Origin of the sequence: Franzmannia pantelleriensis (assembly GCF_900102875.1) — a bacterium.
Lineage (GTDB): Bacteria > Pseudomonadota > Gammaproteobacteria > Pseudomonadales > Halomonadaceae > Franzmannia > Franzmannia pantelleriensis.
In genome coordinates, this window is sequence record NZ_FNGH01000004.1 from 291,376 (window position 1) to 307,665 (window position 16,290).

Genomic DNA, 16,290 nt, shown 5'->3' on the forward strand with positions numbered 1-16,290 from the left:
GATGGCTGCCCCTGATGACTTTCACGGCGCATTGCGCCCCTGACCAGAGACCGGCTATGTCGATGACCAGCATTGTTCTACTCGTGATTGCCGTGGCGCTGATTTTCTACGGCGTCAGCATCTACAACCGCCTGGTGGCGCTGCGTAATCGCTACCAGAATGCCTTCGCCCAGATCGAAGTGCAGCTCAAGCGCCGCTACGACCTGATCCCTAATCTGGTTGAGACTGCCAAGGCGTATATGTCGCATGAGCGTGACACCCTGGAAGCGGTGGTCCAGGCGCGCCAGGGTGCCATGGCCGGCCTGGCGTCGGCCGCCGAGAAGCCCGGTGACCCCAAGGCGATGGCCGAGCTGGCCGGCGCCGAAGGCGCGCTTAGCTCGGCCATGGGTCGGCTCAACGTGGTGATGGAGGCGTACCCCGACCTCAAGGCCTCGGCCAACATGCAGCAGCTCAGCGAGACCCTGACCAGCACAGAGAATCGGGTCGCCTTCGCTCGCCAGGCCTTCAACGACGCGGTGATGCAGTACAACACCTATCGCCAGCGCTTCCCCACGGTGCTGCTGGCCGGCACCTTCGGCCACGGTCAAGATGCCGCGCTGCTCGAGTTCGAGGACAGCGAGGCGATTCAGGAAGCACCCAAGGTTTCGTTTTAAATGGCGGCGCCAAGCTCAATGGACTTCTTTGCCGCCCAGGACCGTGCCAGGCGCAACACCGGGCGTCTGGTACTGCTGCTGATCATCGCCGTGGTCTCGCTGGTGGCCATGGCAACCTTGGCGGTGGCATTGGTGCTGGTGATCAGCGAGGGCAGCCAGCAGCAGACCGCCGGCGATCCGCTGGCGCGCGCGCTGGACCCCTATCTGCTGGGCAGCGTAGCGCTTGGCGTGCTGGCGCTGGTGGTAATGGGCAGCCTGTTCAAGCACCTGCAGCTGCGCGCCGGCGGGCGGGCGGTGGCCGAGGCGATGGGCGGACGGCTACTCAACGGTAATGCCCGTGATGCCGACGAGCAGCGCATGCTCAACGTGGTCGAGGAGATGGCGATCGCCTCCGGGACACCGGTGCCGGCGGTGTATGTGCTCGAAGAGCCGGGGATCAACGCGTTCGCTGCCGGTCATTCGCCCCAAGATGCGGTGGTCGGCATCACCCGCGGCGCCATCGAGCGACTCGACCGCGATGAGCTGCAGGGCGTGGTGGCCCACGAGTTCAGCCATATCTTCAACGGCGACATGCGCCTCAATCTGCGGCTGGTGGCGCTGCTCCACGGACTGTTGCTGATTGGCTTGATCGGTCATATGGTGCTGCGTGGCAGCGCCGTTCGGCGCCTGTCTGGCGGTGGTAATCGCAACAACAATGGCCAGGCCGCGATGCTGGCGCTGGGGGCGGCGCTGATGGTGGTGGGCTATGTCGGTACCCTGTGCGGTAACCTGATCAAGGCCGCGGTGAGTCGCCAGCGCGAATTTTTGGCCGATGCTTCGGCGGTGCAGTTTACCCGCGACCCGAACGGGATCGGCGGGGCGTTGAAGAAGATTGGTGCCCATCAGCACGGCTCGCAGCTTGAGGCGAGCAATGCCGCCGAGTTCAGCCACCTCTACTTCAGTCGTGGCATACGCGCCGCCAGTGGCATGCTGGCGACCCATCCGCCCCTCGACGAGCGCATCCGCCGCGTCGACCCGCAGTGGGACGGCGAATTGCCCAGCACCGCGGAGCGACGCGATAGCGTCGACGAGACGCCGGCCGACCCGACGCCCGCCGGTGAGTCTCGGGGACGCGATGCCCGGCAGCTGATGGCCATGGCGCTGGCCACCATCGGCCAGCTGGACCAGGCGCACCTCGACGATGCGCGTCAGCGTCTGGACGCCCTCGACCCGAGACTGACGGAGGCCGCCCATGACCCCGGCGCGGCGCGGGCGGTGGCCTATGGCGTGCTGATTCATCTCGACCCCGAGACCGCGGCGGCTCAGCGAGCGTTGCTCGACGGCGTGGCCGATCCCGGCGTGCTGCGCGAGCTGGATGCCCTCGAGTCGCCGCTGGCGGCGCTCCCCTCTGATCAGCGGCTGGTGCTGCTGGAACTGGCCATCCCGCTGCTCAAGCAGCTCTCCACCGGCCAGTACGCCACCTTCAAGCTGTGTCTCGAGCGCCTGATTTCCGCCGAGGCGGCACCCGGTGCCCTGCAGTGGGCGCTCTACCGGGTACTGGTGCAGGGCGTTGAAGGGCGCCATACGCGCCGCCGCGACCGTGGGCTTTCGGCGCTGGCCGAGCCGGCGGCGCTGCTGCTGTCGAGCATGGCCCGCGCCGGCACCGACGATGCGGAGGAGGCCCGGCGTGCCTTCGCCGCCGGGTTGGCAACGCTGGCCCCGCTGGCACTCGACTATGTGCCCGGGCCGACCGCTTTCAGTGAGCTGGACCTGAGTCTGGATCGTCTTCAGCGGCTCAACGGCGAGGGACGCCGGCAACTGCTCGCGGCCCTCGCCGAGTGCGTCGAACACGACGGGCGGGTCAGTCCGCGTGAAGCCGAGCTGTTCCGGGCGCTAGCCGAGGCGCTGGACTGTCCGCTGCCACCGCTTCTGGATGATGACAACGCTGAGTGAGTGGCCAGCTCTGTGCTGCTCGGCTAGCTGGCCGGTTGGTGACATGCTATCGACGAATCAGGCTTGTGGCATGAGCACGCCTCTGGTCAAATACTGTCCAACTGTAACGCCGTGATATCAAAGGAGAGGTAAACATGAGGCTAAAACCCTGGATACCGGCAGCCATGGCGCTGACGCTGAGCCTGGGACTGACCGCCTGCGGTAACGGCGATGAAGACCCGGTGGTGGAGGATGAGCCGGTCGAGGAAACCACCGACGCGGCACCTGCCGGTGACGATGACGTGGCGATGCCGGACACACAAGACGATGACGTAGCAATGCCGGATACTCAGGACGATGACGTCTTGAGCGAACCCGATGCCGCGGCACCGGACGATCCTGCCGCTGGTGCTGACGAGGACCCCTTGGCGGCCGACGAGGATCCGTTCGAGGCCGAGCCGGCTGATGAACTCGATGCCGGTGAAACCCTGGGTGAAGGTCCGGATACACTGGATGAGGGCGCGGCCCTGCCGGGCGAGACCAGCGACTCCGATATCGATGCCTTCATGGAAGAGACCGAGCGTCGCTTCGAGGAAGCCCAGCGCCAGATCGAGGAGCAGTTTGAAGAGGTCGAGAGTCAGCAGCCGGGCATGGAAGGTGACGACTTCGAGTTCGATGACGAGATCAGCGAGCCCGATACCCAGAACTGATCTTGCGGCGCACGTCATTGATGGCGTCGGCGTCACAAAAAAGGGCCACCCTTCGGGGTGGCCCTTTTTCATCCTACCACTTGCTTACAGCATGTATGCGAGATGCATAGGCTTGGGCAACTGGCGGTGATCAAGACCTCAACGTTTAGTTGGCGACCTTGATGTTGGCGGCCTGAAGGCCTTTTTTGCCCTGAGTGACCTCGAAGGTCACCTTCTGGCCGTCCTGCAGGGTCTTGAAGCCTTCAGCCTGGATCTCGGAGAAGTGCGCGAACAGGTCATCGCCGCCGTCGTCCGGAGAGATGAAGCCGTAGCCCTTGGTGTCGTTGAACCACTTGACAGTGCCAGTTGCCATTGTCGATTTCCTTAACTAACTAAATGATGGTGCTGGGCTGTCATGCCTAGCATGAGCGAACCCGTAGTGCGTAGGTCGAGCGAAGGTGAAAGCGCACTGGGAGTCTCGAAGGAATCGATCAACAACTGACGTCATTCAACTTGCAAACCAACGCAGCGGTTGGTGCATCGGCGTACGGAGCAGCGTCAATCTGTCGCTGGTGATCCGCTTGCGATGCCCGCCAACCCAACTGTAGATGGAAAAAACCAGAGCGTCCAGAGAATCTCGGTCCCCTCGGCGGGCTCTCGCCGAGGGCCGAGATGGCGTAGTATGGCGCTCGCCGATGACGCTGCGAGGATCGCCCACATGCTGCTGGATGCCCAGTTCTGGCCCTTTCTGATTGCCATTACCCTGCTCACCATGAGCCCCGGGGTGGACACGTTACTGGTGATTCGCAACACCGCTCGGGGCGGGGTGCGTGATGGGGTGCTGACCAGCCTGGCGATCTGCTGTGGGCTGTTCGTGCACGCTGCGGTGTCGGCCCTGGGGATTTCGCTGATCCTGCTGCAATCGGCCTGGGCGTTCCACCTGCTCAAGCTGGTAGGGGCTGCCTATCTGATCTGGCTCGGGGTGCAGAGTCTGCTCAATGCGCGTCGCGGCGTGGCGCTGCCGGTCGCCGCCATGGGCATCGAGCGCTCGCCGGTAACGGCCTGGGTGCCGCTGCGTGAGGGGCTGCTGTCCAATGTGCTCAATCCCAAGACGGTGGTCTTCTACATGGCGTTTCTGCCGCAGTTCATCGCGCCAAGCGACCCGGCGCTGCTCAAGTCGCTGTGGCTGGCCGGCGTGCACTTCCTGATCGCCAACCTGTGGCAGATCGCCATCGTGTTGACGGTAGGGCGCGCCGGCCAGTGGCTGGCCAAGCGCTGGGTGTCGCGCTGCCTGGAGGGCGCCACCGGCACGGTGCTGATTGGCTTTGGCGCCAAGCTGGCGCTGGAGCAGCGGCCGGTCTGATACTGCTATGGGCGACGGGCTGCGGCATATCAGCGAGGGGCGCCGGGGATAGGCCGTAGAGAGGGTTTCGATGCCATGGATGGCATCGGGAGCGCCTAGGGATAGCTTGTAGCGCCCTCTCGTAGGCCTATCACCGGATCAGCGCCGAGCATGCGGGCTACGCGCTGATGTTTACATCATGTTGCTCGCAGCTCGGGGCTCGCAGCTTTAAGTTCAGTTCCTGGCCAGCAACGAGGCGTCATAGCGCACGTTGCGCTCCGACGGGGTCAGCATCGCCACGCCGCGGCTATCACCGCCGTTGGCCAGGCTCTCGAAGATTACCCGGTAGGCGAGAACGGCTTGCACATAGTCGCGGGTCTCGCGGAACGGAATGCTCTCGACGAACAGGTCGAACTCCTCCGGCGCGTCGCGCAGCCAGCGGTCGACCCGACCGGGCCCGGCATTGTAGGCCGCGGCCGCGGCCAGGCGGTTGCCGCTGTAGCGATTGGTCATATCGCGAATATAGGTGCTGCCGAGGCGGATATTGAGCGCCGGGTCGAGCACGCCATAGGGCCCCGGGTCGCTGATGCCTAGCTGGCGGCTGAGTTGGGTGGCGGTGCCCGGCATGATCTGCATTAGGCCGCGAGCACCGGCCGGTGACAGTGCCTCGGTGTTATAGGCGCTTTCGCGGCGGGCGATGCCCATCAGCAAGTAGGGGTCGACCCCGGTCATGCGCCCCCAGTGCAGAAACTCCTCGTGGAAGGCCTGAGGGAAGCGCCACTCCAGCGCATCCCACATCTGCCCAGTGATGGTGGTTTGAACCAGCTTGGCGTACCAGCCCTTGCGGTGGGCGTAGTCGGCCAGGGCATGGGCCTCCTGATTGCTGGCGCGAGCCACGGCGGCATACCACTCGCTGTTGGCCAGGCCCTGCTCGCCGATACGCATCAGCGCTTCGGTGCGCTGTACCACCGGCCAGTCCGCGACTTCCTGGCGGTAGTCGTCGTTGAACGCAGCGCGCTCCATGTTGAGCTCATAGGGCTGGTCGAGGCGGTCAGCGGCGGCGAAGGCGAAGAAGCTGCGCCCCTGAGCAGAGCGCTCATAGGCGGCACGGGCCGCCTCGCTGTTGCCGAGCATCTCGTTGCTCCGCGCCAGCCAGTACTGCCAGCGGCTGTCGCTGAGGGTATCCTCGGGCATCCGTTCCAGCCAGCGGCGGGCGTCCTGCCAGTCGCGGTTTGCCAGGGCGTTGCGCACGCGTAGTTCATACAGGCTGCCGCTGACCAGGCGTGGTAGTGCGTCGTCGACCCAAGCGAGGTTCTGGCGCACGTCGCGGACCATCGAATAGAACGCCAGATCATGCTCGATGTCGTGACGGGCGTCGCTGTCGATGCTGAGGTGTGGCGCGATCTTGCGCCACGCCTCGAGCGCCGCCTCGGTATCGGCGCGGGTGAAACCATGCATGGCGGCGGCGAACATCGCACTGCTGCCGCGCCCCTGGGGGCCGACCTGCGCCGGCACCCGGGTTACCGCGGCGTAGTCGCCGCGCAGGCGATCCACGGCAGTGCGTGCCTCGTCCCAGTCGCTGCCGAGCAGGCGTCCGAGGTAGCTCATTAGGCCGCTCTCGCCGCTCTGCCAGGCCAGCATCTTGCGTGCCCAGATATCCTCGGCGCTGATCTCGCCGGTGGCGCGCAGGCGATCGAACAGGGTGTCGCAGGCCGACGGCTGTGAGTGCCCGACCATCCACAGCTCGCGGCCGCCCTCGGCGGCAGCGGCGGGGTCGCTGCCCAGCAGGGCGGTGTAGTAGTAGCACTGGCGCTCGCTGCCGCTGGGCACGCCGTCGCTGACGGCCAGCAGGCTGCCGAAGCGTCCGGCCTGGCCGTAGCGGCTCTGGGCTTGGCCGCGCATCCACTCGGCCAGCGGCGAGTCGGCGTGGCGCTCCATGTAGTCGAGAATCTGACCCGGTTCGGCCTGGGGCAGGCGCGCGCGCAGGCGGTGATACTCGACGTAGCCGGCCAGCAGGTGATCGTCGATACCGGCGGCATCGACACGGCTCCACTCCTGATTGCGGGCCGCCTCGAGGGCGTCACGCATGGCTTGATCGCGGCTCTGGTCGGCATGAAGTGGCAGACTCAGGGCCAGGGCGGTGAACAGGGTGACGACACCCCTGGCAAGACGGATATGCGGCATGACGGCGGTGCCTCTCGGTGCGTACGAACTCGACCCGTCTATCCTCGCCGATGCGACGCCCGCTGAGTAGTGTCGCGCAGCTGCGACAGGGGCATTCGAGTAGCCTGTAGGAGAAAGGCGGCTAAGGTCGACGTTGCCGACGCGCGCATTATGGCGCTAAATAACCTATACATACGTTTGAATAGCAGTCGAGGCAGCGATGACCACCCACGGTGAGCGCACACCCGAGGCCTGGCAGATGGCGCTGACGCGCTTCGTCCAGGTGATCCCACATACCCGTGACCTGGGGCTCGAAGTGGTCGAGGCCGCGCCGCCTAGGGTGACCATGCGCCTGCCGTGGCACGATGATCTGCTCGGTGACAGCCAGCGTGGGCTGGTCCATGGCGGCGTGCTGAGTATGCTGCTGGATACCCTGTGCGGCTCGGCGGTGCTGTGTGGTCTGCCCGAGCCGGAGGTGTGTCCGACGCTGGATCTGCGGGTCGACCACTACCGCCCGGCGCTGGCCGGCCACGACCTGCATGGTGAGGCCTGGGTGGTACGCATCTCCGAGTCGGTGGTGTTTACCGAGGGGCGGGTCTGGCAGCAGGCGGAACGCATCGTGGCGCGCGGTATCGGCAACTTCGTGCGGCTGGGACCGCGCAATACGCCGCCGGGCTTTGCTGCGGCGCTGTTCGGGGAGGTGCCTGCGGATGTTTGAATCGTCCATTGCCAGCCAGTGGCTGGCTCACACCCGTGAAAGCGGCGACCTCGAGGCCTGGCTGGCGCTGATCCCGTATGCCCGACGCATCGGCGTCAGCGCCGAGATCGACGAGGATGGCGTGCTATTCCACCTTGCACCGCAGCAGGGCAACGTTGGCAATGTGCTGCTGCCGGCCCTGCACGGCGGGGTCGTGGCAGCCTTCATGGAAACTGCCGCCTCCCTGGACCTGATGCTGGCGACACGCGAGCCGCGGCTGCCCAAGATCATCGACTTCTCCATCGACTTCCTGCAGGCGACGCGGCTGGCGCCGACCCAGGCGCGTTGTCGGCTGCTGCGTGAAGGCAAGCGCATGGCCAATGTCCAGGTCACGGCCTGGCAGCAGAGCGCAAGCCAGCCGGTGGCCACGGCGCGGCTACACTTCGCACTGGCTGATCCGGATCAATCTCACGACGCTTGAAAAGCGCAGGCTGAGCCCCATATCACGATCACGTTATGACCCGGCGCCGAGAGGCTGCCAATTTTCACTGTGATCCTATGAGGGCTCGTTCCATGGCCACTGCCACTCAAGAAGAAACCCTGGGTTTTCAGACCGAGGTCAAGCAGCTGCTGCATCTGATGATCCACTCCCTGTATTCCAACCGGGAGATCTTCCTGCGTGAGCTGATTTCCAATGCTGCCGACGCCTGCGACAAGCTGCGCTATGAGGCGCTGGACAACGATGCGCTGTACGAGGACGACAGCGAGCTGCGCGTCGAGATCGAGGTCGATGCTGACGCCAACACCGTGACCCTGCGCGACAGCGGCATCGGCATGAGCCGCGACGAGGTGATCAAGAACCTCGGCACCATTGCCCGCAGCGGCACCGCTGAGTTCCTCCAGCAGCTCTCCGGCGAACAGCAGAAGGATGCCAAGCTGATCGGTCAGTTTGGGGTCGGCTTCTATTCCGCGTTCATCGTCTCCGATGAGGTCACCGTGCGCACCCGTCGTGCCGGGGAGCCGAGCGAGGCCGGCATCGAGTGGCGCTCCAAGGGCGAGGGCGAATTCACCATCGCCGAGATCGACCGTCCCGTCCGCGGCACCGAGATCGTGCTGCAATTGAAGGAGGACGCCAAGGAGTTCGCCGACGACTTCCGGCTCAAGAGCCTGGTACGCAAGTACTCCGACCATATCGACGTGCCGGTGCGCATGCCCAAGGTCGAGTCCGCCAAGGACGACGACGGCAACCCCATCGAGGGCAGCGACGTCACCACCTGGGAGACCGTCAACGAGGCCACCGCGCTGTGGGTGCGACCCAAGAGCGACCTCAGCGACGACGACTACAAGGCCTTCTACAAGCACGTCGCCCACGACTTCAGCGATCCGCTGACCTGGAGCCACAACAAGGTCGAGGGCAAGCTCGAGTACACCAGCCTGCTGTATGTGCCGGGACGTGCGCCTTTCGATCTGTATGAGCGTGACGGCGCCCGCGGCGTCAAGCTCTACGTGCAGCGCGTGTTCATCATGGACGACGCCGAGCAGTTCCTGCCGCTCTACCTGCGCTTCATCAAGGGCGTGGTGGACACCAAGGACCTGTCGCTCAACGTCTCCCGTGAGCTGCTGCAGCAGGACCCGCAGGTCGAGAAGATGAAGAGCGCGCTGACCAAGCGCTCGCTGGACATGCTCAAGAAGCTGGCCAAGGACGACGAGGCCTACCAGACCTTCTGGAACACCTTCGGCAGCGTGCTCAAGGAGGGCCCCGCCGAGGACTACGCCAACCGCGACAAGATCGCCGGGCTGCTGCGCTTTGCCACCACCCATACCGACAGCACCACCCAGGATCAGTCGCTGGCGGCCTATGTCGAGCGCATGCAGGAAGGTCAGCAGAAGATCTACTACATCGTTGCCGACAGCTTCAATGCGGCCAAGAACAGCCCGCATCTCGAGATCTTCCGCAAGAAGGGCATCGAGGTACTGCTGCTCTCCGACCGCATCGACGAGTGGCTGATGAGCCACCTCACCGAGTTCGATGGCAAGTCCTTCGTCGATGTGGCCAAGGGCGAGCTGGATCTCGGCGAGATCGAGGGTGAAGAGGAGAAGAAGGCTCAGGAGGAGACCGCCAAGGCCAAGGAGGACCTGCTCAAGCGCGTCAAGGACGCACTGGGTGAGGAAATCCAGGAGGTCAAGGTCACCCATCGCCTGACCGATTCACCGGCCTGCGTGGTACTGCCGGAGAACGAAATGGGCTTCCAGATGCGCCGTATCATGGAAGCCGCCGGCCAGCCGCTGCCGGAGGTCAAGCCGATCCTCGAACTCAACCCCGAGCACCCGCTGGTGAGCCGTCTGGAGAGTGCCGAGGGCGACGCCTTCGGCGATCTGGCGCGGATCCTGCTCGACCAGGCGATCATCGCCGAGGGAGGGCATCTCGACGATCCGGCGGCCTACGTCAAGCGCCTCAACGCACTGCTCACCGCCTGATCGCGTCTCGCTAGCAGCGAAAACCTCGCCGGCCCCGTGCCGGCGAGGTTTTTTTGCGTCTGGGCCCAGGCTGGCGCGTAGCCAACGCGGCGTTGGCGGGGCGGCCGGCAGAGTCGCCGTTCAACGCCTATGCTGCAGTGAACCCCAGCCAGAGGCAGCGCTATGAATCGTCAGGTCGGCCAGACCAAGCTACGCATCTGCGATGCCCGCGACGAAGGCGCGGCGTTGATGATCATCGATGTTCAACAGGCCATCGACGACACCCGCTACTGGGGCGAGCGCAACAACCCTGATATGGAGGAGCGGCTGGCCGATCTGCTGGCCTGCTGGCGCGGCGGCAATGGCCATGTCGTGCACGTGCGGCACTTTTCGCGAACGCCACGCTCCCCATATCGTTCCGGCCAGCCCGGCGCCGACTTCAAGGCGTGCGTGATGCCGCGACAGGGCGAGCGCGTGGTTACCAAGCACGTCAGCAGCGCTTTCGTCGGTACCGACCTCGAAAGCTGGCTGCGCCGTCACGGCGTGGCGCGTCTGGTCGTGGCCGGTGTCGCCACGGCGCATTCGGTGAGTACTACGGTGCGGCATGCTGCCTGTCTCGATTTTGGTGTCAGCGTGGTCGCCGACGCCTGCGCCACCTTCGCGGTGGAGGATCGCCACGGTCAGCGTTGGCAGGCCGATGAGGTTCACCGCTTGAATCTGGCACTGCTCGACGGCGAGTATGCACATATCGCCTCGACGTTCGAGGTCGTCAGACACTATTGACGGACGAGTGTCGCTTCATTACTCAGAACAAAACGCCATCACACCTAGGCTTGTACGCAACGTCGGCGAGCACGGGACGTTTTCGTACCAAACCTAGCCTCGATAACAAGGAGGGGAATGCACGTGAAGATTGGAGCACCCAAGGAGACGTTTGCCGGGGAGGCCCGAGTGGCCCTAACCCCGGAGAGCGCGTCACATATTCAAAAACTCGGCCATGAATGCCTGATCGAGAGCGGCGCTGGCCTGGCCGCCGGCTTCAATGACGACGCCTATCGCGACGCCGGCGTGACCGTGGTCGACAACGCCGAGGCGCTATGGCGCGACGCCGAGGTGGTGATCAAGGTGCGCGAGCCCTCCGAAACCGAGGCCGACCTGCTGCACGAGGGGCAGACCCTGATCAGCTTCTTCTGGCCGGCCCAGCAGGAAGCGCTGCTCGAGCGCTGCCGGGCCACCGGTGCCAGCGTGATCGCCATGGACATGGTGCCGCGCATTTCGCGGGCCCAGAAGATGGACGCGCTCTCCTCGATGGCCAACATCGCCGGCTACCGAGCGGTGATCGAGGCCGGCAATAACTTTGGGCGCTTCTTCACCGGCCAGGTGACCGCTGCCGGCAAGGTGCCGCCAGCCAAGGTGCTGGTGATCGGTGCCGGGGTGGCAGGGCTTGCCGCTATCGGCACGGCGACCAGTCTTGGTGCCGTGGTGCGTGCCTTCGATGTGCGCCCCGAGGTGGCCGAGCAGATCGAATCCATGGGTGCCGAGTTCCTGTTCCTCGATTTCGAGGACAGCGCCGATGGCTCGGAGAGTGGCGGCTATGCCAAGCCGTCGAGCCCCGAATTTCGCGAGAAGCAGTTGGCACTGTTCCGTGAGCAGGCGCCGGAGGTGGACATCGTCATTACCACCGCGCTGATTCCCGGCCAGCCGGCCCCCAAGCTGTGGCTCGAGGACATGGTCGCGGCCATGAAACCCGGCTCGGTGATCGTCGACCTGGCCGCCGAGAAGGGCGGCAACTGCGATCTGACCCAGCCCGATGAGCGCGTGGTGAGCGACAACGGTGTGGTCGTGGTCGGCTACACCGACTTCCCGTCGCGCATGGCCACCCAGGCTTCGCTGCTCTACGCCACTAACGTGCGCCACATGCTCACCGACCTGACGCCGGAGAAGGATGGTGCCATCGTCCACGACATGGAGGATGACGTGATCCGCGGCGCCACGGTGACCCACCAGGGTGAGGTGACCTTTCCGCCGCCGCCGCCCAAGGTCAAGGCGATTGCCGCGGCCAAGCCCAAGCCCAAGGAGAAAGCCCCCACCCCGGAGGAGAAGAAGGCCGCCGAACTGGCGACCTTCAAGGCCCAGACCAAGCGTCAGCTGACTTTGCTCGGCGCCGGCGGGGCGCTGATGCTGCTGCTCGGACAGATCGCTCCGGCCTCGTTCATGCAGCACCTGATCGTCTTTGTGCTGGCCTGCTTCGTCGGCTTCCAGGTGATCTGGAACGTCAGCCACTCCCTGCATACGCCGCTGATGGCAGTCACTAACGCCATTTCGGGGATCATCATCCTCGGCGCAGTGCTGCAGATCGGCTCGGGTAACTGGGTCGTGGTGGTGCTGGCGGCGATCTCGGTGCTGATCGCCACCATCAATATCGTGGGCGGCTTCCTGGTGACACGCCGGATGCTGGCCATGTTCCAGAAATCCTGAGCGGCGGAGACAGACTATGTTGGGTCAAGGATTCGTATCTGCCGCGGCGATTGCGGCGAGTGTGCTGTTCGTCCTGTCACTGGGCGGGCTGAGTAATCAAGAAAAGGCCAAGCGGGCGGTGTGGTATGGCATCGTCGGCATGGCACTGGCGGTGGTGTTCACCGCCCTGGGGCCCGGCATCGGCGCCTACTGGCTGATGCTTCCGATGATCATCGCTGGCTCGGTGATCGGCTGGCGGGTCGCCAAACGGGTAGCGATGACCGAGATGCCGCAGCTGGTGGCGGCGCTTCACAGCTTCGTCGGCCTGGCCGCGGTATTCGTGGCCTGGAGTGCCGACCTGGAGCGGCGCCGGGTGCTGGCGGTGCGCGCTACCGAGGGCGTGACTGAAGAGTTCTCGGCCTTTGCCGCGCTGGTCGCCACCAAGGCGCCGGACGAGCTGACCTTCCTGCAGCTCGAAGTGGTGTTCGCCATCTTCATCGGCGCGGTGACCTTCACCGGCTCGGTGATCGCCTTTGGCAAGCTGGCCGGCAAGGTCGACGGCAAGCCCAAGCAGCTGCCGGGTGGGCACCTGCTCAACGCGGTGGCAGCCGGGCTATGTTTGCTGCTGGCCATCGCCTATGTGGCCGGGGCAGGCTTCTGGACGCTGCTTATTCTGGCTGCGCTGTCGTTCTTCATCGGCTACCACCTGATCATGGGCATCGGCGGCGCCGACATGCCGGTGGTGGTCTCGATGCTCAACAGCTACTCCGGCTGGGCGGCGGCGGCGATCGGCTTCACCCTCTCCAATGACCTGCTGATCGTCACCGGGGCGCTGGTTGGCTCCAGCGGGGCGATTCTCTCCTACATCATGTGCAAGGCGATGAACCGCGATTTCCTCAGCGTGATCCTGGGTGGCTTTGGCGGCACCAGCGGACCCGCGGCGGAGATCGAAGGCGAGCAGGTGGCCATCGACGCCGGTGGGGTGGCCGCGGCACTCAACAACGCCGACAGCGTGGTCATCGTGCCGGGCTACGGCATGGCAGTGGCCCAGGCGCAGAACGCGGTGAGCGAGTTGACCCGCAAGCTGCGTGCCGCGGGAAAGGAGGTGCGCTTCGCTATCCATCCGGTGGCCGGGCGTCTCCCAGGGCATATGAATGTGCTGCTGGCCGAGGCCAAGGTGCCTTACGATATCGTGCTGGAGATGGACGAGATCAATGACGATTTCCCCAATACCGACGTGGCGATCGTCATCGGCTCCAACGACATCGTCAATCCCGCTGCCCAGGAGGATCCCAACAGTCCCATCGCCGGCATGCCGGTGCTAGAGGTGTGGCGCTCACGGGTCGTGTTCGTGTGCAAGCGCGGCCAGGGCACCGGCTACTCGGGGATCGAGAACCCGCTGTTCTTCAAGGAAAACACGCGGATGCTCTACGGCGACGCCCGGGACAGCATCGATACCCTGATCCCATTGATCGAATAAGGCGCCGTGCCGCGACCTTTTGCCTACCAACGCCCCTTTCGAGGGGCGTTTTTGGTTACCATGCGGCATAACGTCAACCTCAATAGGCTCAGAGGCGATCATGTCACAACAACCCACGCGGGTGGCGGTGCTCGGCGGCGGCAGCTTTGGTACTGCGCTAGCCAGCATCGCCGCCGACAACGGCTGTACGGTACGCCAGTGGCTGCGCGATGCGGCACTGGTTGAGGAGATCAACCGTGATCAGCGCAACTCACGCTATCTGCCTGACTACGCCATCAACCCGGCGGTGCACGCCAGCACCGACATGGCCGAGGTGCTCGATGGGGCCGAGCTGGTGCTGGTGGCGATCCCCTCCAAGGCGTTTCGCGAGGTGGTGCGCCAGGCGCGCCCCTATCTGAACGCCGAGCAGATCCTGGTCAGCACCACCAAGGGCATCCAGCAGGAGGGCTTCAAGCTGATGAGCCAGATCCTCGAGGAGGAGACCGGCTTCGTGCATATCGGCGTGCTCTCGGGGCCCAACCTGGCCTCCGAAGTCGCTCAAAAGCAGCTCACCGCCACGGTGATCGCCAGCGATGACGACCTGACCCGGGCGCGGGTACAGAGCGTGCTGGGCTGCGACTATTTTCGGGTCTATGCCAGTAACGACCGCTATGGGGTCGAACTGGGCGGTGCGCTCAAGAATATCTATGCCATTGCCGCCGGCATGGCCGCAGCGCTTGGCATGGGCGAGAACACCCGCAGCATGCTGATGACCCGGGCGCTGGCCGAGATGAGCCGCTTCGCCGTGGAGCAGGGCGCCAACCCCATGACCTTCCTGGGGCTGGCCGGGGTCGGCGACCTGATCGTCACCTGTTCTTCCAGCCTGTCGCGCAACTACCGGGTCGGGTATGCGCTGGGCGAAGGGCGGACCCTGGATGAGGCCGTCGAGGCGCTCGGGCAGGTCGCCGAAGGCGTCAACACCGTGCGACTGGTGCGCGACAAGGCGCACGCCGAGGGCATCTACATGCCGCTGGCCGAAGGTCTCTACCAGGTACTGTTCAACGACGTGCCGGCGCGTCAGATGGCCAAGATGCTGATGCAGGGCGAGCAGAGCAGCGACGTCGAGTTCATCCTCTCCCGCGAGGACGTCAAGCAGGCGCGTCGCCGGGAGGCCCAGGATGGCGACTGAACGGCTGTGGATCATGCGCCATGGCGAAGCCGGCCACGGCGTGCCGGATGCCGCACGGCGGCTCACATCGCGTGGCGAAGCCGAGGTACAGCGCATGGCTGCCTGGCTGGCCGAGGAGCTGAGCGACGCCGAGCGTCTTGCGCTACGCATCGTCGCCAGCCCCTTCACCCGCGCCCAGCAGAGTGCCGCGCTGGTGGCCGAGACGCTGGGCGGTGAGCTCGACACCCTGGACGGCATTACGCCGGATGACGCACCGATGCCCGTCATCGACTGGCTGCAGGCCAACGCCGGCCGACCGCTGCTGCTGGTCAGCCATATGCCGCTGGTTGGCGATCTCACCACCTGCCTGGTCGAAGGACCGCGCGGCCGCGGGCTAGGCTTTGCTACGGCGGCGGTTGCCAGCCTAGAAGCCGACGTATGGGCTGCCGGCTGTGCCACGCTTCGCGGCCTGACGACGCCTGGCGAGCTTGGCTGAGCGCAGGCCAGATCCGCTGCCCGCCGGCGCTACCATGCCGCTGGTGGGCTTTGTCGACCTGCAGTGTTCGGTTAAACTTTAGTCGGAAATTACCTCCCTCCCGCTTGTTCGCTACCGCCAAAGTCTCTAGCTTGTATGTTGTATGATGTATGACACCGACAGGAATCGGCAGTCGATGACAACACGGAGGCGTGGCCTCCAGAGCAAGAGGGTAGACGGGTGACGTTTTCCAACCAAGCAGTGAAGCGTGCAGTAGGCGATGGGCTGTTGTCCTTTCCCATCACCGATTTCGATGAGCAGGGTCGCTTCGATGAGGCGAGCTATCGTGAGCGTCTGGCGTGGTTCATCGGTCACGATATCTCTGCGGTATTCGTTGCCGGTGGGACCGGGGAGTTCTTCAACCTGTCGCTCGACGAATTCCGTCGGGTGGTCGAGGTAGCGGTCGATGTGGTCGATGGCAAGCTGCCGGTGATCGCCAGCGCTGGCCTGAGCGTGGAGACCGGCAAGGCCTTTGCCAAGGCCGCGGAAGAGGCGGGCGCCGACGGTATTCTGCTGATGCCGCCCTATTTGACCGAGTGCCCGCAGGATGGCCTGGTCGAATACGCCAAGCAGATTTGCGACTCGACCTCGCTGGCGATGATCTACTACAACCGTGGTAATGGCATTCTCGACGCCGCCTCGGCTCAGAAGCTGGCTGACCAGTGTCCGAATCTCATCGGCCTCAAGGATGGCAAGGGCGACATCCAGGCGCTCAACAAGATCGTCAAGACGGTAGGTGATCGGCTGGTCTATGTCGGC

General features: G+C 64.8%; 15 protein-coding genes. 13 read left to right on the forward strand and 2 right to left on the reverse strand.

Annotated elements, in window-relative coordinates:
* The first annotated feature begins 56 nt into the window (after positions 1-56).
* The 3 genes from BLT16_RS07080 to BLT16_RS07090 all read left to right on the forward strand — a co-directional run bounded on the left by BLT16_RS07080 (position 57) and on the right by BLT16_RS07090 (position 3,274).
* A complete protein-coding gene (locus BLT16_RS07080; RefSeq protein WP_089657824.1) occupies positions 57-653 on the forward strand; it encodes a LemA family protein in 597 nt (198 codons plus the stop codon).
* Complete coding sequence (locus BLT16_RS07085; protein ID WP_245701518.1) at positions 654-2,585, forward strand: M48 family metallopeptidase; 1,932 nt, start codon at positions 654-656, stop codon at positions 2,583-2,585.
* A gap of 134 nt (positions 2,586-2,719) precedes the next feature.
* The gene (locus BLT16_RS07090; protein ID WP_143025049.1) at positions 2,720-3,274 is read left to right on the forward strand and encodes a hypothetical protein; all 555 of its coding nucleotides are present in this window, start codon (positions 2,720-2,722) and stop codon (positions 3,272-3,274) included.
* Positions 3,275-3,419: 145 nt separating this feature from the next.
* Here the strand turns inward: BLT16_RS07090 and BLT16_RS07095 are convergent, their stop codons facing one another.
* Complete coding sequence (locus BLT16_RS07095) at positions 3,420-3,626, reverse strand: cold-shock protein (protein ID WP_076748693.1); 207 nt, start codon at positions 3,624-3,626, stop codon at positions 3,420-3,422.
* A 345-nt stretch (positions 3,627-3,971) separates the two neighbouring features.
* Here BLT16_RS07095 and BLT16_RS07100 point away from each other — a divergent pair, with 345 nt between their 5' ends.
* Complete coding sequence (locus BLT16_RS07100) at positions 3,972-4,616, forward strand: LysE family translocator (protein WP_089657826.1); 645 nt, start codon at positions 3,972-3,974, stop codon at positions 4,614-4,616.
* Positions 4,617-4,829: 213 nt separating this feature from the next.
* Here BLT16_RS07100 and BLT16_RS07105 read toward each other — a convergent pair whose 3' ends face one another.
* Positions 4,830-6,779, reverse strand: coding sequence for a transglycosylase SLT domain-containing protein (locus BLT16_RS07105; RefSeq protein WP_089657827.1), 1,950 nt, complete (start codon positions 6,777-6,779; stop codon positions 4,830-4,832).
* A gap of 199 nt (positions 6,780-6,978) precedes the next feature.
* Here BLT16_RS07105 and BLT16_RS07110 point away from each other — a divergent pair, with 199 nt between their 5' ends.
* The 9 genes from BLT16_RS07110 to BLT16_RS07150 all read left to right on the forward strand — a co-directional run.
* Complete coding sequence (locus tag BLT16_RS07110; protein ID WP_089657828.1) at positions 6,979-7,476, forward strand: PaaI family thioesterase; 498 nt, start codon at positions 6,979-6,981, stop codon at positions 7,474-7,476.
* Positions 7,469-7,936 (forward strand): PaaI family thioesterase, encoded by a 468-nt coding sequence (locus BLT16_RS07115; RefSeq protein WP_089657829.1) that lies wholly within the window; start codon positions 7,469-7,471, stop codon positions 7,934-7,936. Before BLT16_RS07110 ends, BLT16_RS07115 begins: the two co-directional genes overlap by 8 nt.
* Positions 7,937-8,028: 92 nt before the next feature.
* Positions 8,029-9,933: a molecular chaperone HtpG gene (gene htpG / locus BLT16_RS07120; protein WP_089657830.1), complete on the forward strand. Its 1,905-nt coding sequence runs from the start codon at positions 8,029-8,031 to the stop codon at positions 9,931-9,933.
* Positions 9,934-10,095: 162 nt separating this feature from the next.
* A complete protein-coding gene (locus BLT16_RS07125; RefSeq protein WP_089657831.1) occupies positions 10,096-10,695 on the forward strand; it encodes a cysteine hydrolase family protein in 600 nt (199 codons plus the stop codon).
* Positions 10,696-10,818: 123 nt separating this feature from the next.
* Entirely contained in the window at positions 10,819-12,390 is a 1,572-nt protein-coding gene (locus BLT16_RS07130; protein WP_089657855.1) for a Re/Si-specific NAD(P)(+) transhydrogenase subunit alpha, read from the forward strand.
* A 16-nt stretch (positions 12,391-12,406) separates the two neighbouring features.
* Positions 12,407-13,849, forward strand: coding sequence for an NAD(P)(+) transhydrogenase (Re/Si-specific) subunit beta (locus BLT16_RS07135; RefSeq protein WP_089657832.1), 1,443 nt, complete (start codon positions 12,407-12,409; stop codon positions 13,847-13,849).
* A gap of 100 nt (positions 13,850-13,949) precedes the next feature.
* Complete coding sequence (locus tag BLT16_RS07140; protein ID WP_089657833.1) at positions 13,950-15,017, forward strand: NAD(P)H-dependent glycerol-3-phosphate dehydrogenase; 1,068 nt, start codon at positions 13,950-13,952, stop codon at positions 15,015-15,017.
* Positions 15,007-15,492 (forward strand): phosphohistidine phosphatase SixA, encoded by a 486-nt coding sequence (gene sixA / locus BLT16_RS07145; RefSeq protein WP_089657834.1) that lies wholly within the window; start codon positions 15,007-15,009, stop codon positions 15,490-15,492. The genes BLT16_RS07140 and sixA overlap by 11 nt, the downstream gene beginning before the upstream one ends.
* A 219-nt stretch (positions 15,493-15,711) precedes the next feature.
* Positions 15,712-16,290 (forward strand): dihydrodipicolinate synthase family protein (locus BLT16_RS07150; RefSeq protein WP_176817182.1); only part of this gene is annotated, 579 nt, incomplete at its 3' end.